This window comes from Ruegeria sp. CDSC045 (assembly GCF_059610725.1).
Map to the genome: position 1 here is coordinate 106,837 of NZ_JBXWOE010000012.1, position 18,030 is coordinate 124,866.

At 58.5% G+C, this 18,030-nt stretch carries 15 protein-coding genes; 9 read left to right on the forward strand and 6 right to left on the reverse strand.

The genetic code is table 11. The features are described from left to right. Positions 1-94 precede the first annotated feature (94 nt). A complete protein-coding gene (locus tag AC2FH6_RS18370; RefSeq protein ID WP_281973647.1) occupies positions 95-526 on the forward strand; it encodes a DUF1489 family protein in 432 nt (143 codons plus the stop codon). On the opposite strand, the gene hisG is transcribed toward AC2FH6_RS18370, so the two are convergent. From hisG to hisS, 3 genes are read right to left on the reverse strand one after another with little or no spacing between them, the layout of a single operon-like run. Continuing rightward, positions 527-1,216 (reverse strand): ATP phosphoribosyltransferase, encoded by a 690-nt coding sequence (hisG, locus tag AC2FH6_RS18375; protein WP_496703847.1) that lies wholly within the window; start codon positions 1,214-1,216, stop codon positions 527-529. It lies immediately after the preceding gene. Beyond that, a complete protein-coding gene (locus AC2FH6_RS18380) occupies positions 1,213-2,301 on the reverse strand; it encodes an ATP phosphoribosyltransferase regulatory subunit (RefSeq protein ID WP_142638892.1) in 1,089 nt (362 codons plus the stop codon). Before AC2FH6_RS18380 ends, hisG begins: the two co-directional genes overlap by 4 nt. A 3-nt stretch (positions 2,302-2,304) precedes the next feature. Then, on the reverse strand, positions 2,305-3,831 hold the full coding sequence (gene hisS, locus AC2FH6_RS18385; protein ID WP_496703848.1) for a histidine--tRNA ligase: 1,527 nt from the start codon (positions 3,829-3,831) through the stop codon (positions 2,305-2,307). Positions 3,832-3,959: 128 nt separating this feature from the next. On the opposite strand from hisS, the gene AC2FH6_RS18390 reads away from it, so the two are divergent. Further along, positions 3,960-4,154, forward strand: a complete 195-nt coding sequence (locus AC2FH6_RS18390; protein WP_142638896.1) for a SlyX family protein — start codon at positions 3,960-3,962, stop codon at positions 4,152-4,154. Between the two features lie 4 nt (positions 4,155-4,158). On the opposite strand, the gene AC2FH6_RS18395 is transcribed toward AC2FH6_RS18390, so the two are convergent. From AC2FH6_RS18395 to dnaE, 3 genes are all read right to left on the reverse strand, one after another. Then, entirely contained in the window at positions 4,159-4,512 is a 354-nt protein-coding gene (locus tag AC2FH6_RS18395) for a hypothetical protein (protein WP_271952542.1), read from the reverse strand. 20 nt (positions 4,513-4,532) lie between these two features. After that, positions 4,533-4,745 (reverse strand): YMGG-like glycine zipper-containing protein, encoded by a 213-nt coding sequence (locus AC2FH6_RS18400; RefSeq protein ID WP_271952544.1) that lies wholly within the window; start codon positions 4,743-4,745, stop codon positions 4,533-4,535. A gap of 89 nt (positions 4,746-4,834) precedes the next feature. After that, on the reverse strand, positions 4,835-8,335 hold the full coding sequence (gene dnaE / locus AC2FH6_RS18405) for a DNA polymerase III subunit alpha (protein WP_496703849.1): 3,501 nt from the start codon (positions 8,333-8,335) through the stop codon (positions 4,835-4,837). 343 nt (positions 8,336-8,678) lie between these two features. Here dnaE and xdhA point away from each other — a divergent pair, with 343 nt between their 5' ends. Genes xdhA through AC2FH6_RS18440 form a run of 7 tightly spaced genes read left to right on the forward strand, consistent with a single transcriptional unit; the run spans position 8,679 to position 17,959 of the window. Further along, positions 8,679-10,040 carry a xanthine dehydrogenase small subunit gene (xdhA, locus tag AC2FH6_RS18410; RefSeq protein ID WP_496703850.1) on the forward strand — a complete coding sequence of 454 codons (1,362 nt, stop codon included), beginning with the start codon at positions 8,679-8,681 and terminating at the stop codon, positions 10,038-10,040. Then, positions 10,037-12,361 (forward strand): xanthine dehydrogenase molybdopterin binding subunit, encoded by a 2,325-nt coding sequence (gene xdhB, locus AC2FH6_RS18415; RefSeq protein ID WP_496703851.1) that lies wholly within the window; start codon positions 10,037-10,039, stop codon positions 12,359-12,361. Before xdhA ends, xdhB begins: the two co-directional genes overlap by 4 nt. Beyond that, complete coding sequence (gene xdhC, locus AC2FH6_RS18420) at positions 12,361-13,296, forward strand: xanthine dehydrogenase accessory protein XdhC (RefSeq protein WP_496703852.1); 936 nt, start codon at positions 12,361-12,363, stop codon at positions 13,294-13,296. Before xdhB ends, xdhC begins: the two co-directional genes overlap by 1 nt. Then, positions 13,293-14,810 (forward strand): ABC transporter ATP-binding protein, encoded by a 1,518-nt coding sequence (locus AC2FH6_RS18425; protein ID WP_496703853.1) that lies wholly within the window; start codon positions 13,293-13,295, stop codon positions 14,808-14,810. The genes xdhC and AC2FH6_RS18425 overlap by 4 nt, the downstream gene beginning before the upstream one ends. Positions 14,811-14,845: 35 nt before the next feature. Next, positions 14,846-15,928, forward strand: a complete 1,083-nt coding sequence (locus AC2FH6_RS18430) for an ABC transporter permease (RefSeq protein WP_142638948.1) — start codon at positions 14,846-14,848, stop codon at positions 15,926-15,928. 2 nt (positions 15,929-15,930) lie between these two features. Next, positions 15,931-16,851 (forward strand): ABC transporter permease, encoded by a 921-nt coding sequence (locus AC2FH6_RS18435; RefSeq protein ID WP_142638949.1) that lies wholly within the window; start codon positions 15,931-15,933, stop codon positions 16,849-16,851. Between the two features lie 34 nt (positions 16,852-16,885). Next, positions 16,886-17,959 carry a BMP family ABC transporter substrate-binding protein gene (locus AC2FH6_RS18440; protein ID WP_281973637.1) on the forward strand — a complete coding sequence of 358 codons (1,074 nt, stop codon included), beginning with the start codon at positions 16,886-16,888 and terminating at the stop codon, positions 17,957-17,959. The last annotated feature ends 71 nt before the right edge of the window (positions 17,960-18,030 follow it).

The following is an 18,030-nucleotide window of genomic DNA, read 5'->3' on the forward strand; positions in this document are numbered from 1 at the left end:
TAGCCCAATTCGCACCTTCACCACAACACCTTGATGAAGCGGTGCAGAAGGCTACAATATAAAGGTAGCCTTGGGACGACTCTGTGGGAAAGCTGTGGATAAGTACGTAAACCTCATAAAACTGTCCGTCGGATCAGAAAGCGTCGACACGCTGATCGCATGGCAGGAGAGTCGCATGCCTCTTTACGAGGACGGATTGCCGCGCCACGTGACACGCATGTGGCCCAAACGCGAGGCAGAGATTCTGAATGGCGGATCAATCTATTGGGTGATCAAAGGCGTTGTGCAATGCCGTCAGCGCATCCTACGAATGGACGAAGTGATCGGGGATGACGGCATTCGCCGCTGCGCCATTATTCTGGATCCTGAGGTTCATCGCACCCAGAACGCCCTGAAACGCCCCTTTCAGGGGTGGCGTTATCTCAAACCCGAGGACACCCCCGCCGATCTGCCAAAAACCCGCGCGCAGGACGATGCCCTGCCCGATGATCTGAACCGCGCGCTGGCGGATATCGGCGTGCTGTAATCAGGCCAGACGGTCGAGCACCTCAGTCAGAACATCTTTGTCTTCGTCCGTATACTTGGCCACCCGGCTGCGCCATAGGGTTGCCTGCGATTGCAGGATCAGCCCGTCTGTCAGGATTTTCAGGTGGTTGGCGCGCAGGGTTTCCCCCGTTGATGTGATATCGGCAATCGCTTCGGCGGTTTCATTCACTACCGTGCCTTCGGTCGCCCCCTGGCTGTCGACCAGCGTATAATCGGCCACGCCCGCATCTGTCAGAAATTCACGCACCAACCGGTGGTATTTGGTGGCAATCCGCAGGCGGTGGCCGTGGGTCTTGCGAAAAGCCGCTGCCGCCGCATCAAGGTCATCAAGCGTGTCCACGTCGACCCAGCAGGCTGGCGTAGCGATGATCAGATCGGCCTTGCCAAACCCAAGCGGAGATACTTCTTCGACCTGCTGTTCCCAGCGCGGCAGTTTTTCATGCACCAGATCAATTCCGGTGACGCCAAGATGAATGCGACCAGCGGCCAGTTCACGCGGAATTTCCCCCGCCGATAACAGGATCAGCGAGACACCCTCGATCCCTTCCACCTTACCGGCATATTCGCGGTCCGACCCACTGCGAGACAGCGTGATGCCGCGCTTTTCGAACCACGAAAAGGTCTTTTCCATCAACCGGCCCTTTGAAGGCACGCCCAGTTTCAGGCTCATTGCGCGTCCTCCTCAATCTCCAGCATCAGGTCCGGGCGCAGCACGCCGCCAACGGCCGGAATTTCTGCCCCTTTGCCCAAGTGGCGGGTCAGTGCATCATAGCGCCCCCCAGTGGCAATGGGCGGCAAATCCGGCCGGCCCTCGGCGTAGAAACCAAAGACAAACCCATCATAATACTCCATCGAGGTCCGGCCATAAGACGCTTCGAAATCCAACCTGTCCACATCCACGCCGCGCGCTTGCAAGGCCGCGATCCGCGCCTCAAGCCGGTCCAGTGCCGGGGTGATCTGCGGCAAGTCCACCGCCACGTCGCGCAGCTGTTCAAGCGCAAAGGGCATGGTTTCTCGGACGTTCAGCAGGGTTTCCAACCCGGCCAGTTCGTTGTCGGAAATCGGTGGGGTATCACGATCCTCACGCAGGGCTTCGATCCGTGCCTGAATTTCAGAGGCGCGGCGCTTGCCGATCATAGGCGCGTCGGTTGCCAAAGGGTCAGCAGCCTCGAGTAAGGTCTTGCGTCCTTCTGGCCCCGGCTTGCGCCCAGCGAAACGGTCCAGCAAGACGCGAAAACGGCGGGGCCGCCACAGATGGCGCATCAGGGCCGCCTTGCGCCGGTCGGAAGTCCTCAGCCCCTGGACAGCAGCGGTCAGAATACCGATATCCCCGGTTGCCGCCCGCAGGGGCAACCCACGCAGTTGCAGCGCAAACAGCGAAAACACTTCGGCATCGGCACTGGCCGGATCGGTGCGATCAAACACCTCATACCCGACCTGGATATATTCATTCGCGCGATCCGGATCGTGTTCCTGCCGTCGAAACACCTCACCCGAATAGGTATAGCGCGCCGGTTCGGCACCGTCGGACATGTGCATTTGCACCACCGGCAGCGTGAAATCCGGGCGCAGCATTTGTTCACCATGCAGCGCATCCGAGGTCACGTAAGCACGGGCGCGAATGTCTTCCCCATAGAGGTCCAGCAACGTTTCAGCCGGTTGCAACAGAGGCGGATCAACAACCCGGGCACCTGCGGTCTCAAAACGCACCCGCATCATTGCTGCGCGCGTCTGTATCTGAGTACGGTTGGCCATGGCTCAGTCCTGATTGTCCAGAATTTCGCGCACCTTGGCGACCAGATCACCGCGCGGCACTTCGAACTGGCTTGGGCGTTCTTTCCATTCCTCAAGCGTGGCGCTTTCGGCGATCTTTGCACCAAGGATCAGGTCCTTGATCTGCACGATCCCGTTTGCCTTTTCGTCGCCGCCTTCGATCACGGCAATGGGTGAGTTCCGTTTGTCAGCGTATTTCAGTTGATTGCCGAAATTCTTGGGGTTGCCCAGATACACCTCGGCCCGGATGTCGGCATTGCGCAGCTCGGCCACCATGGCCTGATAATCCGCCATGCGGTCGCGATCCATCACGGTGACAACCACCGGCCCCTTGGCCTGTGCGCTGATCCGCCCCTTTTCGCGCAGAGCAGCCAACAGGCGGTCGACACCAATGGAGACACCGGTCGCTGGCACTTCCTGTCCAGTGAAACGCTTGACCAGATCGTCATAGCGCCCACCGCCTGCGACAGAGCCGAACTGCCGCTTGCGGCCTTTCTCATCCAAGATATCAAAGGTCAACTCGGCCTCATAGACCGGGCCGGTATAGTAGCCCAGGCCACGCACGACCGATGGGTCGATGACGATACGGTCTGGGCCATAACCTTGAGCAGAAAGCAGATTTACTACTTCCATCAACTCTCTTACGCCATCTATGCCTTCACGAGACTCCGATACCAAATTCATAATTGTGTTCAAGACAGATTCATTGTAGCCGAAGTTTGGATCGTCATCTGGGCCGAGATCATCCAGTCGTCGTCGCGCCGTAAGAAATTGGGTGACGCGATCTATTTGCTCTTTTTGAAGCCCAACGCCATCGATATATGCACCCGATGCATCCAGACGCCCTTTGCCTAGTAACTCTCGCACACCGGCCTCGCCCACCTTATCGAACTTGTCGATTGTGCGCAGGACGTTTTCCCGTGCCGCCGGATCATCACCCAGCCCCATCACTTCAAGCACGCCATTCATAATCTTACGGTTGTTGACGCGGATCAGATAGTCACCTTTATCAATTCCGACCTCTTCCAGCGTATCCGACAACATGGCGCAAATCTCGGCATCCGCCGCCATTGATGCGGTACCCACCGTATCCGCATCACATTGATAAAACTGACGATACCGCCCCGGGCCTGGCTTTTCGTTGCGCCAGACCGGACCCATCGCAAAGCGGCGATACGGTGTCGGCAGATCGTTGCGATGCTGCGCATAGACGCGGGCCAATGGCGCGGTCAGGTCATAGCGCAGGGCCATCCAATCGCCCTTGTCGTTCTCATCAAATTCCTGCCAGGCAAAGACGCCTTCGTTCGGACGATCTACGTCAGGCAGGAACTTGCCCAGCGCTTCGACCGTTTCGACCGCGCTGCTCTCCAAAGCATCAAAGCCATAGCGATGATAGACACCCGCGATAGTCCGCAGCATCTCGGTGCGCTGCGTAACTTCCTCGCCAAAATAGTCGCGAAACCCCTTCGGCGTTACGGCCTTAGGGCGGGGCTGTTTCTTGGGCTTGGCCATTTGGGGCGTCCTTGGGCGTTAAGTGTTCCGCGCGCGGTCTATCCCATGGCCCGTTTCGGGGCAAGGCGCGCTTTCGCTGGCCTTGCACAGCCGGTGCCGTTATGACCGGCCCGAGACAGGAGTTTCCAATGCAACATCTGGAAGAGCAGATCGCCCATCTGACCCGCACGGTCGAAGATCTGAACACAATCGTCACGCGCCAGCAGGATGAGATCGACAACTTGACCCGCCGGGTTGAGGTGCTGATGCGCCGCGAAGGTGAACGGGCACAAGAAGGATCAGGCGGCATCATCCTAGGAGACGAACGCCCGCCGCATTACTGAGCGATTACAAGCCGAGCGTCGTTTTCACCGCATTGTCGACAACCCCGCCCAACAGGGCATGCTGGTCCTCGGCGCAGCCCTCTCTCAATGCGGCTATGAATGTCTCGCGCAGTTTCGCTTTGTCCTCGTCCGTGCTTGCGTGATCATTGATATCAATCTGGCGGTTATAGATCGACAGCGCTGTCATCTTCTCGACAACCGCAAAGATATAGGCCTCATCACCGTCCGCCTCTTCAACCACCGTTGCACATGTATGATACATGACGGGCAATGCGTCCTGAACCATTTGTTCAGCAGTTTCATCGGCGATGGCCATGCCCGGAACGATCATGCACAGGCTTGCGAGAGCGGTTTTCATTTGGGTCACACGCATCGCAATCATTTCCAGTTATGCCCAATAAAGGCCCCGGCCACGCCGCCGATTGCCGCGCCCTTGCCATCACCAATCAAAGCACCGACGCCCGCCCCGATCAACGCGCCTTCGATGGTGTTCTTTTTCTTCTTGTTGTCCGCCACACTTGCCGAGGCTGTGACCAAGGCCATCGACGCGGCCAATATCAATGTTCGAAAACCGAAATGTGGGATCGTCATATGGTTGCCCTCCTGTGGCATCACCAGAAAATCTCTTTCAGTCCTCAGCCTACCCGGCGGGCGAATGTCAGGCAACTTTTCCGGGGCGGTCAGATTTCCTCGACCGACATCACACCGTCCAGCGACTTGATCGCCCCTTTGATCTGCGGGTTGATCGGGAATTCCTGGCCAAGGTCCATCTCGACATCTCCCGGCAGGCCAGGATCAAGCAGGCACAGATGGATAGGCCCTTTCGCAGCCCCCTTGGCTGCGCCAGCGGCATCTTCCAGAACTTTGGCAACTGTGGGCAGAACCTGCGGCTGATCAACAAAAATGCGCAGCCCGGTCGCCCCTGCCTCGGCCACGACTGCATCTACCGGCCCGACGGACCGGCCTAGCAGTTTGAGTTGATCGGCCTCCATCGTTGCTTCGGCGGTCAGCACCACCTGTGCACCGGTTTCCAGAAACTCACGGGATTTCTCCAGCGTTTCGGAAAACAGTGTGACCTCATAGGCACCTGTAGGGTCAGAAAGTTGGGCAAAGGCAAACCGGTTTCCGCGCGCAGATTTCCGTTCCTGCCGCCCAGCCACTACACCGGCCATCTTGGCGATCAGCGGACCCGAGCGTGCCTTTTCCATCACCTCATCCAGTGTCAGTACCTGCTTGCGTTTTAGGGCGGGCATATAATCATCCAGCGGGTGGCCGGACAGGTAAAATCCGATGGCCTTGAACTCTTCGCTCAAACGCTCGGCAGGCAACCAGTCCGGCGTCGGCGAAAGGCGTGGCTCGGGCAGGTCGTCGCCCGCCTCGCCGAACAGCGATACTTGGTTCGAGTTCTTCTGATCGTGGATCGCAGCTGAATATTGCACCAGCGGATCAAGGCTTTCGAAGACGCGGCGGCGGTTCTTGTCGAGTTCATCAAACGCGCCAGCACGCGCCAGCATTTCCAAGGGCCGCTTGCCGACCTTCTTCAGATCAACGCGGCGGGCAAAGTCGAAGAGGTTGACGAACGGTTTGCCTGCACGTCCTTCTACTACCAAATTCATCGCCTCAACGCCGACGTTTTTCAACGCGCCCAGCGCGTAAACCAGATGCTGATCCACCACGTCAAACGTGGATTGCGAGCGGTTCACGCAGGGCGGTATGTAAGGCAGTTCCAACCCTTTGCGGACTTCCTCGAAGTAAACCGCCAGCTTGTCAGTCAGATGGATATCGCAGTTCATGACCCCGGCCATGAACTCGACCGGGTGGTTCGCCTTCAACCAGCCGGTCTGATAGCTGACCACGGCATAGGCGGCAGCGTGGGATTTGTTGAAGCCATAGTTGGCGAATTTATCCAACAGGTTCCAGACCTCGGTCGCCTTAGCCTCGTCCACGTCATTCTCAGCAGCGCCTTTGAGGAACTTAGGCCGCTCGGCATCCATCGCCTCCTGAATTTTCTTACCCATCGCGCGGCGCAACAAATCCGCTCCGCCAAGGCTATAGCCCGCCATTTCCTGAGCGATCTGCATAACCTGTTCCTGGTAGACGATAATGCCTTGGGTTTCGTCCAGGATATGGTCGATGGAAGGGTGCAGCGTGTCCCGTTCGCTCAGCTTGTTCTTGACCTCGCAGAACTTGGGGATGTTCTCCATCGGGCCCGGACGGTATAGCGCGACGAGGGCGATGATATCCTCGATACAATCCGGTTTCATCCGCTTGAGCGCATCCATCATGCCCGAGGATTCCACTTGGAACACCGCTACGGTCTTGGCCGCTGAGTAGAGTTTGTAAGTCGCTTCATCATCCAGCGGGATGGCGTTAATCTGGTTCGCGGCCCCTTCGGCGGCTTCGTACAGCTCGGTGCCATCAGCAGCGATATGCAGGTCGCGCCCGGATTTGAAGATCAGATCCATCGCATTCTGGATCACGGTCAGGGTTTTCAGACCCAGAAAGTCGAATTTAACCAGACCGGCCTGTTCTACCCATTTCATGTTGAATTGGGTCGCAGGCATGTCGGAACGCGGATCCTGATACAGCGGCACCAGCGCATCCAGCGGACGGTCGCCAATCACCACACCAGCCGCGTGGGTCGACGCGTTTCGCAACAGCCCCTCGACCTGCTGGCCATAAGTCAGCAGACGGTCCACAACCTCCTCGTTACGCGCCTCTTCCCGCAGCCGGGGTTCATCTTTCAACGCCTTCTCGATGGAGACGGGTTTGACGCCTTCCACCGGGATCATCTTGGACAGGCGATCCACCTGCCCGTATGGCATCTGCAAAACCCGCCCGATGTCACGCACGGCGGCCTTCGACAGCAGCGCGCCAAAAGTTATGATCTGCCCAACCTTGTCGCGCCCATATTTCTGCTGCACGTAGCGGATCACCTCTTCGCGGCGGTCCATGCAAAAGTCGATATCGAAGTCAGGCATCGATACCCGTTCGGGGTTCAGGAAACGTTCGAACAGCAGCGAATAACGCAACGGATCAAGGTCGGTGATCGTCAGCGCATAGGCCACCAGCGACCCCGCGCCCGAGCCCCGCCCCGGCCCAACCGGGATGTCCTGATCCTTTGACCATTGGATGAAATCGGCAACGATCAGGAAATAACCCGGAAACCCCATGCCCTCGATGATGTCCAGTTCGAAATCCAGCCGCTTCTGATACTCTTCAGGGGTTACCGCATGCGGGATCACGGCCAGACGTTTCTGCAGACCTTCATTGGCGATGCGGCGCAGCTCGGCCACCTCGTCATCGGCGAATTTCGGCAGGATCGGATCACGGCGATAGGCCATGAACGCACAGCGCCTGGCGATCTCGACCGTGTTTTCGATTGCTTCGGGCAGATCGGCGAACAGGGTCGCCATTTCCTGCTGCGACTTGAAATAATGCTGTGCGGTCAGACGGCGGCGGCCATCCTGCTGATCGACATAAGCGCCCTCGGCAATACAGATCAGCGCATCATGCGCTTCGTACATGTCCGTGGTCGGGAAGTAGACATCGTTGGTAGCCACCAGCGGAAGGTTCTTGGCATAGGCCATTTCAACATGGCCGCGCTCGGTCAGACGTTCGGCCTCGGGCTGACCACCCTCGCCTGGATGGCGCTGTAGTTCGACATACAGACGATCCGGGAACATGGTTGCAAGGCGATCCACCAAGACCTCGGCCGCTGGGCGCTGCCCTTGCTGCAACAAGCGCCCCACCGGTCCGTCGGGGCCGCCAGACAGGCAGATCAGACCATCCGAGCGCTCTGCCAGTTCATCCAATGTCACCTGCGGCAACTGCCCGCCCTTGTCCACATACAGGCAAGAGCTGAGCTTCATTAGGTTTTCATACCCGACCTCTGACTGCGCCAGCAGCACCAGCGGCGCGGGGGCTTTCGCTTTCTCGCCCGGTTGCGCCTGCAGATAGGTCAGATCGACCTGGCACCCCATGATCGGCTGAACACCCGCCCCGCTAGCGGTGACCGAAAACTCCAGCGCAGAGAACATGCTGTTGGTGTCCGTGACGGCGACGGCGGGCATCTCAAACTTTTCACACAGACCAGGCAGCTTTTTCAGCCGCACGGCGCCTTCCAGCAGGGAATATTCGGTGTGAACACGGAGGTGGATGAATCGTGGAGTGCTGCTCATGCCGCCCACGCTATCGCAGCCGGTGATGGTACAAAAGCCTGAACCGTAGGTTCGGATTGCCAAAAAAACATGCGTTGATTGTTCGGGAAATCCATAAGGTGCTTCGGACTCTGAGGGTGAAACATGCTACAAAACCGTTTAGTTTCAAGGTGATGAACATCGAAACCACATGAAACACAAGGATCGGACCAATGAAATGATACATCAGAAGCGTGGTTTTTCTTGCCAGATTGGCTGCGCTGTTTCTAACATCTAGTGGCAAGCTATCCGCCCGCACTCTTTCTACGTCGCATCGAAGGAGAGCATTCAGAGGCGCAATTCGGTAACGCGACGGGTTTCACGAATGGATATCACGTTTCTTCTGAACGGAGAGACAGTGGAGTTGGCGAATGTCGATCCGACAGTCACCTTGTTGGATTGGCTGCGCGAGGATCGCTCTCTGACCGGCACCAAAGAGGGCTGCAACGAAGGTGATTGCGGTGCCTGCACTGTCATGGTGACGGATCAGGGAGGAGCCAAAGCTCTGAACTCCTGCATTCTGTTCTTGCCTCAGCTCCACGGCAAAGCGGTGCGCACCGTCGAAGGCGCCAGCAGCCCGGACGGGAAGGCCCACCCGGTTCAGCAGGCAATGGTTGATCTGCACGGGTCGCAATGTGGCTTTTGCACCCCCGGCTTTGTAATGTCGATGGTGGCCGGGCATGCGAATGGTGCAACCGATCACGACACACAGCTGGCCGGGAACCTGTGCCGCTGCACGGGCTATGCGCCGATTATCCGTGCCGCCAAAGCCGCCGAAAAGCACCCTGTTCCCGTCTGGGTCAAGGACAAGCCTGACGCAGCACCCGCCGCGTCTCCTATGCTGCCGCGGTCCTCGGACGAGCTTGCCGCCATTTATGCCGAACACCCAGAGGCCACCCTGGTCGCTGGCGCGACCGATGTAGGCCTTTGGGTCACCAAACAGTTGCGCGACCTGAAAACAGTAATCTTCATGAACGGTTGCGATGATCTGAAACAGATCACGGTTACTGACAATGAAATTCGCCTTGGTGCCATGGTCGATATGAACCGCATGGGCGAAGCGCTGGGCGATCTGCACCCCTCTTATGCTGAAATGATCCGCCGCTATGCCAGCGTACAGGTGCGGCACGCCGCAACCGTAGGCGGTAATATCGCCAATGGGTCACCAATCGGTGACAACCCGCCTGCACTGATTGCCCTGGGCGCCAGCCTGCACCTGCGCAAAGGCGACACAAGGCGAACGCTGCCCTTGGAAGAGTTCTTCATCGACTATGGAAAACAGGATCGCGTATCCGGAGAATTCGTCGAAGCCGTAAGCTTCCCGCGCCAAGCGGATCGGTTGAAATGCTACAAGCTCAGCAAGCGGTTTGATCAGGATATTTCGGCCGTTTGTGGGTGTTTCAACATTACCGTTGCAGAAGGTACCGTCACTCAGGCGCGCATCGCATTTGGCGGCATGGCGGGCGTTCCGAAACGCGCCACTCAAGTCGAAGCTTCGTTGACCGGCAAGCCATGGACAGCTGCTACCGTTCAATCCGCTCTGACGATGTTTGCCGAGGATTACGCGCCAATGTCAGATATGCGCGCCTCGGCTCATTACCGCCTTGAGACGGCGAAAGCGATGCTGGAACGTTATTTCCTTGAAGATCAGGGCCAGGTAACCAATGTGCTGGAGGTGTCGGCATGAGCGTGACAAAACCACTGCCTCATGACGCCGCGCCGCTACATGTGTCCGGTTCGGCCCGCTATGTGGACGATATCCCAACACCAAAAGGCACGTTGCATCTGGCCTTTGGTCTCAGTCCCATCGCCAAGGGCACAATCGCCGCGATTGACCTGTCTGCAGTCAAAGCCGCCGACGGTGTCGTCATGGTGATGACCGCCGAAGACCTGCCCTTTGCGAATGATGTCTCACCGTCCATTCACGATGAACCTTTGTTGTCGGACGGCTCTGTCCACTATATCGGGCAGCCCGTATTTTTGGTTGTCGCCACCAGCCATCTGGCCGCGCGCAAAGCTGCACGACTGGGCAAGATCGACTATACTGAAGAAACACCAATTCTGACGATTGAAGAGGCGCTGGCCGCCGACAGTCGGTTCGAGGACGGCCCGCGCATCTACACCAAAGGTGATGCAGACGCCGCCATCGCAGGCGCGGCGCATGTGATCGAAGGCAGTTTTGAGCTTGGCGGGCAAGAGCATTTCTATCTGGAAGGTCAGGCTGCACTGGCGGTGCCGAATGAGGGTGCTGATATGCTGGTCCACAGCTCGACCCAGCACCCAACTGAGATTCAGCACAAAGTGGCAGAAGCTCTGGGCGTTCCCATGCATGCTGTGCGCGTTGAAACCCGGCGCATGGGCGGCGGGTTCGGGGGCAAGGAAAGCCAGGGCAACGCTCTGGCTGTTTCCTGCGCAGTGGCTGCGCGGGCAACCGGCACAGCCTGCAAGATGCGCTATGACCGCGATGACGACATGATCATCACCGGTAAGCGGCATGCCTTTCGCATTGGCTATAGGGCCGGGTTCGATCAGGATGGGCATATTCAGGGGGTATCCTTTCTGCACCATGCCATATGCGGATGGGCACAAGACCTGTCGCTGCCCGTCGCGGACCGGGCGATGCTGCATTCCGACAATGCGTATCTGCTGCCCAATGCGCGGATCGAAAGTCACCGGCTGAAAACCAACACCCAATCTGCCACCGCCTATCGGGGGTTTGGAGGCCCTCAGGGTATGGTTGGAATCGAACGCGTCATGGACCACGCCGCGCATGAGCTGGGTCTGGACCCGGTCGAACTGCGCCGCAGGAACTATTACGCTGCCCCGGCGGGTACCGATGACCATGCCCCTGATCGCAATGGCGGCGATACGCCAAACACCACCCCTTATGGCATGGAAGTCGAAGATTTCGAACTTCACGGCATGACCGAAGCCTTGTTGAATTCCAGCGACTATGCCGCGCGCAAGGCAGCAATTCAGAAATGGAATGCCGAGAACAGCGTGATCAAAAAGGGCATCGCCTTCTCTCCGGTCAAGTTCGGCATTTCCTTCACTCTGACCCATCTGAATCAGGCCGGCGCGCTGGTGCATGTGTACCAGGACGGGTCCGTGCACCTGAACCATGGCGGTACCGAGATGGGCCAGGGCCTGTTTCAAAAAGTGGCCCAGGTTGCCGCCTCACGCTTTGGTATTCCGCTAGAGATGGTGAAGATCACCGCCACAGACACGGCCAAAGTGCCGAACACCTCGGCAACGGCGGCATCCTCGGGAAGCGATCTCAACGGCATGGCGGTGAAAGCCGCCTGTGACACGATCCGCGACCGGATGGCAGAGTATCTGTCCGAGCGGCATCAGGCGGATTCGTCGACCGTGGTGTTCGCCGATGGCCATGTCTCGGTTGGTGAGGAACGCTATACCTTTGCCGAAGCGGCTGCGCTGACCTATCAGGGCCGCATCAGCCTTTCGGCCACCGGCTTCTATAAGACACCCAAGATCGAATGGGACCGGATCAAAGGCCAAGGTCGTCCGTTTTTCTACTTCGCCTATGGCGCCTCGATCACCGAAGTTGCCGTGGACACACTAACCGGTGAGAACCGCATCTTGCGCACGGATATCTTGCATGACGCGGGCGCGTCGCTGAACCCTGCGCTGGATATCGGTCAGGTCGAAGGTGGCTATGTGCAGGGCGCGGGTTGGTTGACGACCGAAGAACTCGTCTGGGATGGCACAGGCAATCTGCGCACCCATGCGCCATCGACCTACAAGATCCCGGCTTGTTCCGACCGCCCCGACATCTTCAACGTTGCGCTTTGGGAGGCTGAAAACCGTGAGGACACGATCTATCGCTCGAAAGCAGTAGGCGAACCTCCATTCATGCTTGGGATATCCGCCTGGCTGGCACTGTCGAATGCGGTGGCGGCCTGCGGAAACAGCTACCCCGCATTGGATGCCCCCGCCACGGCAGAAGAAGTCTGGCATGGTGTCCAAAGGATGAAGGGGGACGACTGATGGGATTTGACCTTGAGACTTTGAGGGAGGCGGTCAAAACCCATGGGCGCGTGATCCGGGTAGTCATCGCCGGGATCAAGGGCTCGTCCCCACGTGAGGTTGGTGCCGCAATGCTGGTCTGGCAGGACGGGCAATCCGGCACGATCGGCGGCGGCACACTTGAGTTTCAGGCAGCCGAAGCGGCGCGGATACATACCGCCCAATCGCGTCTGACCCATCACGCGCTCGGCCCCGACATGGGCCAGTGCTGCGGTGGCGCTGTTTCCTTGCTAAGCGAGGTCTATGACCGCAACAACATCAACGATCTGGACGACAGCATCATCGCGCGACCAACATCGGGCCAGGACATGCCACTGTCGGTCAAACGCCTGTTGACCGAAGCCCGCGGACAGGGGATTGCACCAGAGGCACAGCTGATCGAAGGCTGGATGGTCGAGCCGGTCCACAAACCCGCGCGTGCACTGTGGGTCTGGGGCGCGGGTCACGTCGGTCGCGCCTTGGTGGATGTCCTGTCACCGCTGCCCGATCTCGCAATCACCTGGGTCGATACAGGATCCAAGCGGTTTCCGGAAACCGTACCGAACGGAGTCACCGCCGTCCCTGCCGCGAAACCAGCGGAACTGGTTCGGCATGCGCCGCGTGATGCTGAACATCTGGTGCTGACTTATTCACACAATCTGGACTTGGAATTGTGCAACCGTCTGCTTTCGCACGATTTCCGCTTTGCGGGGCTGATCGGCTCGGCTACGAAATGGGCGCGGTTCCGGTCTCGGCTGGCGGCGCTGGGGCACTCGCCCGATCGGATCAGCCGGATCACCTGCCCGATTGGCGACCCGGGCCTGGGCAAGCACCCGCAGATGATTGCCGTGGGCGTCGCAGCACAACTGCTGCGCCCGATCGGGCAAAACAATTTGAAGAAGGATCTGAGCGCGTGACCACTCCACTGCTAAGTTTGCAAGGACTGACCAAAGCCTATCCCGGCGTCGTGGCCAATGATCAGGTGTCCTTTGACATCGGTGAGGGCGAAGTTCATGCCCTGTTGGGCGAAAACGGCGCGGGGAAATCCACGCTGGTCAAAATGATCTATGGCTTGGTGAAGCCAGACAGCGGCAACATGCTGTTGCGTGGCCAACCCTTTGCTCCGCCCGAGCCGCGCGCCGCGCGTGCTGACGGAATCGCGATGGTATTTCAGCATTTTTCGCTGTTCGACGCGCTGAACGTGGCCGAGAACATCGCATTGGGGATGGAGAACCCGCCGCCAATGGGCGACCTGGCCTCGCGCATTCGGGAAGTTTCGGAAACCTACGGCCTACCGCTGGACCCCTTTCGTACAGTCGGCGACCTGTCTGCGGGGGAACGCCAACGGGTTGAGATCATTCGCTGCCTTCTGCAGGATCCAAAGCTTTTGATCATGGACGAACCAACCAGTGTTCTGACTCCGCAAGAAGTCGATATCCTTTTCGAAACGCTGAATAAATTGCGGTCTGAAGGCACATCGATCCTGTATATCTCGCACAAGCTTGAAGAAATCCGCACCCTATGCGACCACGCTACGATCCTGCGTCTGGGCAAGAATGTGGGCGAATGCGTTCCGTCTGAAACCTCGGCCCGGGAGATGGCCGAGTTAATGGTCGGTTCAACCCTGCAAACACCTGAGCGCGGAGGCCGCGAGTTCGGCGAGGTCGCGCTGGATGTCAGCGGGCTTTCCGTGCCCTCACCGTCTGAATTCGGCACCGCACTGAAGAATGTCCACATGACAGTTCGCAAGGGCGAAGTGCTGGGAATTGGCGGTGTTGCCGGCAACGGACAGGACGAACTACTGGGTGTCCTGTCTGGCGAAATCCAGACAGCTGTCGATGCGATCAAATTCGATGGCCAGCCGATTGGCAAACTGGGCCCAACCGCACGGCGCAAGCTGGGCGTACTGACCGCCCCCGAAGAGCGGTTGGGACATGCAGCCGCCCCAGACATGAGCCTGACCGAAAACGCCCTGCTGACCGGATCGGTCCGCGAAGGGTTGGAAAGAAACGGGTTCTTGAAATGGGCAGAAACCAAAAGCTTTGCTGAAAAGATCATCAGCACCTTTGATGTGCGCACGCCGGGGCCCGAGAATGCGGCCCGGTCATTGTCAGGCGGCAACCTACAGAAATTCGTGATCGGGCGCGAGGTATTGCAGAACCCCGATGTGCTGGTCGTGAACCAACCCACATGGGGGGTGGACGCCGCTGCCGCTGCGTCGATCCGGCAGGCCATTCTGGACCTTGCCGCCAAGGGCACGGCGGTGGTCTGCATCAGCCAGGATCTGGACGAATTGATGGAAATCTCGGACAGCTTTGCCGCCCTGAACGAAGGCAGGCTCAGCGCGCCACGCACAACCACGGGTCTGACCGTGGATGAGATCGGCCTGATGATGGGTGGTGCACATGGCATGGAGGTAGCCCATGTCTGATGCAAAACAAAATATGACGACGGGGGTGTGAGCAGATGATTGTATTGGAGAAACGGCCACAGCCGTCCAAGGCGTGGTCTTATGCGACCCCGCTTGTGGCGGTACTGGCGACGATGCTGTTTGGCGGCATATTGTTTGCCGTCCTGGGTAAAAACCCGGTTCAGGCCATCGGCACCATTTTCTGGGAGCCTCTGTTCGGTGAATTCGCCTTTTATTACCGCCCGCAGCTGTTGGTGAAGGGCGCGCCGTTGGTGCTGATTGCGATTGGCCTGTCGTTAGGCTTCCGCGCCGGTATCTGGAACATCGGCGCCGAGGGTCAGTATATCATGGGCGCCATCTTTGGTGCGGGGGCCGGGCTGGCCTTTTACCCGCTGGATGCCTGGTATGTCTTTCCGATCATGGTGATGGCAGGTGCGCTTGGCGGTTGGCTCTGGGCCTCTATTCCGGCCTTTCTGAAGGTGCGCTTTGGCACCAATGAAATTCTGGTCTCGCTGATGCTGGTCTATGTGGCTGAACAGATGATGGCCTCGGTCTCGCTGGGACTGCTGAAAAACCCCGAAGGGTTCGGTTTTCCGGGTTCACGCAATCTGCAATCCTATGAGAGTGCGCATAATGCCGAGCTGATCGCAGGATCGGGGATGCATTGGGGCGTTGTGACCGCACTGATAGCCGTGATCTTTTCCTATATCCTGCTGAACCGGCACATGCTGGGCTTTCACATCCGCCTGACGGGTGAGGCCCCGCGCGCAGCCAAATTCGCCGGGGTAAACCCAGCACGACTGATCCTGTTCTGTCTTGGCCTGTCAGGCGCACTGGCCGGGCTGGCGGGGATGTTCGAAGTCTCGGGCCCCTCGGGTGTTGTCAGCATCGACTTTAACGTCGGCTATGGCTTTACCGCGATCATCGTGGCCTTTCTGGGTCGACTGCATCCGGTGGGCATCCTGCTAGCCGGTGGCCTAATGGCGTTGACCTATATCGGTGGTGAAATTGCGCAGTCCCAAATGGGTCTTCCTGCCGCGGCCATTCAAGTATTCCAGGGGATGCTGCTGTTCTTCCTGCTGGCCTTCGACCTTTTGACCAACTACCGCATCCGTGCGGCCCGTAGCGAGGTGGCGTAATCATGGACCTTGGTGAGATTAATCCCGTACTTCTGGTCGCGTCACTGATGGTGGCTGCAACTCCCCTGCTTCTGGCCGCGATCGGTGAATTGGTCGTCGAAAAAGCAGGAGTTCTGAACCTTGGCGTAGAGGGCATGATGATCGTTGGCGCGATCAGCGGTTTTGCGATCTCGGTCGAGACTGGGTCGCCCTGGCTGGGCTTTGTCGCCGCCGCCATAGGCGGTGCAGTACTGTCCCTGCTGTTTGTGCTGCTGACGCAGGTGGCGCTGGCTAATCAGGTTGCCAGCGGCCTGGCGCTGACTCTGTTTGGTTTAGGGTTCAGCGCCCTGCTCGGTCAAAGCTATGTGGGGGTCAAACCCCCCAGCATGGGCGATATCCATATCCCGGTGATCAGCGATATTCCGGTGATCGGCCCGATCCTGTTTCAGCATGACCCGATCCTTTATGTCGGCATCGCTTTGACAGCGGCTGTCTGGGCTACGCTTAAATACACTCGCGTCGGACTGATCCTGCGCGCGGTAGGTGAAAACCACGATGCGGCGCATGCGCTTGGCTATAAGGTGATCAAGATCCGCATCATGGCGATCCTGTTCGGCGGTGCCTGTGCCGGGCTGGGTGGGGCCTATATCAGCTTGATCCGGGTGCCACAGTGGACCGAGGGCATGACAGCCGGTGTCGGCTGGATCGCCCTGGCCTTGGTCGTCTTCGCCAGTTGGAAGCCATGGCGCGCCCTGCTGGGTGCCTATTTGTTCGGCGGTATCACCGTGTTGCAGCTGAATTTGCAGGCAGCGGGCGTTGCCATCCCGGTCGAGTATCTGGCAATGTCGCCCTACATCATCACGATCCTTGTGCTTGTGATCCTTTCCGCCGACAAAAGCAGCGCACCTGCCTCACTCGGCCGGATATTCCATGCCTCGCATTAGACGGGGACAACTGAACCAACTTGGGGAGTAACACATGAAAATTACTACATTTCTGGCAAGCGCCGCCATGGCGCTGGGTTTGGCAACTACTGCCATAGCCGAAGACAAAACCAAGGTCGGCTTTGTATTTGTCGGCCCGGTGGGCGACGGCGGCTGGACCTATGAACATAACAAGGGCCGTCTGGCGGTTGAGGAAGAGTTCGGCGACAAAGTCGAAACCGTGTTTGTTGAATCCGTGCCCGAAGGCCCGGATGCAGAGCGGGTGATGACCCAGATGGCGCTGGAAGGTGCAGACCTGATCTTTACCACCTCGTTCGGATACATGGATCCGACCATCAACGTGGCCAAGAAATTCCCGAACGTGAAGTTCGAACACGCGACCGGCTATAAAACAGCCGACAACGTTTCGGTTTATTCGGCACGTTTCTATGAAGGTCGTGCGGTACAGGGCCATATCGCGGGCAAGATGACCAAGTCGAACATTGTTGGCTATATCGGGTCCTATCCGATCCCCGAAGTGGTCCGCGGAATCAACTCGGCCTATATCCACGCCAAGAAGGTCAACCCGGATGTCGAGTTCAAGATCATCTGGGCCTACACTTGGTTCGATCCGGCGAAAGAAGCAGATGCCGCCACTGTTCTGATCGAACAGGGCGCGGACGTGATCCTGCAGCACACCGACTCGACCGCACCGCAAGCAGCTGCGCAAGAGGCGGGCAACGTCATCACTTTCGGCCAGGCCTCGGACATGAGCGAATACGCTCCGTACCCGCGCGTCTCGTCGATCATCGATGACTGGGCGCCCTACTATATTGCACGGACCCAGGCCGTCATGGATGGCACATGGGAAAGCGCCAATACATGGGATGGCATCCGCGAAGGCATGGTTGCAATCGGCGAAATCTCGGACGCGGTTCCCGCTGACGTCAAAGAAGAGGCACTGGCGCTGAAAGCGGCTATGGCCGCGGGTGAATACCACCCCTTCACCGGACCGCTGAAAAAGCAGGACGGTAGTGACTGGCTGGCCGAAGGCGAGACTGCAGACGACGGTACACTGGCCGGCATGAACTTCTATGTCGAAGGCTTGGAAGGTGAGATTCCGCAGTAAGGCGGCACAGGATAACGCAGAAAGGCCCGCCATGTGCGGGCCTTTTTGATTTTGCCACCTGTTTTATGCCA

Bases quoted from the DNA above. Each gene is read 5' to 3' on its own strand.
- hisG (WP_496703847.1), bottom strand. From the start codon at position 1,216: ATGAGCCTGAAACTGGGCGTGCCTTCAAAGGGCCGGTTGATGGAAAAG.
- AC2FH6_RS18380 (WP_142638892.1), bottom strand. From the start codon at position 2,301: ATGGCCAACCGTACTCAGATACAGACGCGCGCAGCAATGATGCGGGTG.
- hisS (WP_496703848.1), bottom strand. From the start codon at position 3,831: ATGGCCAAGCCCAAGAAACAGCCCCGCCCTAAGGCCGTAACGCCGAAG.
- AC2FH6_RS18390 (WP_142638896.1), top strand. From the start codon at position 3,960: ATGCAACATCTGGAAGAGCAGATCGCCCATCTGACCCGCACGGTCGAA.
- AC2FH6_RS18395 (WP_271952542.1), bottom strand. From the start codon at position 4,512: ATGAAAACCGCTCTCGCAAGCCTGTGCATGATCGTTCCGGGCATGGCC.
- AC2FH6_RS18400 (WP_271952544.1), bottom strand. From the start codon at position 4,745: ATGACGATCCCACATTTCGGTTTTCGAACATTGATATTGGCCGCGTCG.
- dnaE (WP_496703849.1), bottom strand. From the start codon at position 8,335: ATGAGCAGCACTCCACGATTCATCCACCTCCGTGTTCACACCGAATAT.
- xdhA (WP_496703850.1), top strand. From the start codon at position 8,679: ATGGATATCACGTTTCTTCTGAACGGAGAGACAGTGGAGTTGGCGAAT.
- xdhB (WP_496703851.1), top strand. From the start codon at position 10,037: ATGAGCGTGACAAAACCACTGCCTCATGACGCCGCGCCGCTACATGTG.
- xdhC (WP_496703852.1), top strand. From the start codon at position 12,361: ATGGGATTTGACCTTGAGACTTTGAGGGAGGCGGTCAAAACCCATGGG.
- AC2FH6_RS18430 (WP_142638948.1), top strand. From the start codon at position 14,846: ATGATTGTATTGGAGAAACGGCCACAGCCGTCCAAGGCGTGGTCTTAT.
- AC2FH6_RS18435 (WP_142638949.1), top strand. From the start codon at position 15,931: ATGGACCTTGGTGAGATTAATCCCGTACTTCTGGTCGCGTCACTGATG.
- AC2FH6_RS18440 (WP_281973637.1), top strand. From the start codon at position 16,886: ATGAAAATTACTACATTTCTGGCAAGCGCCGCCATGGCGCTGGGTTTG.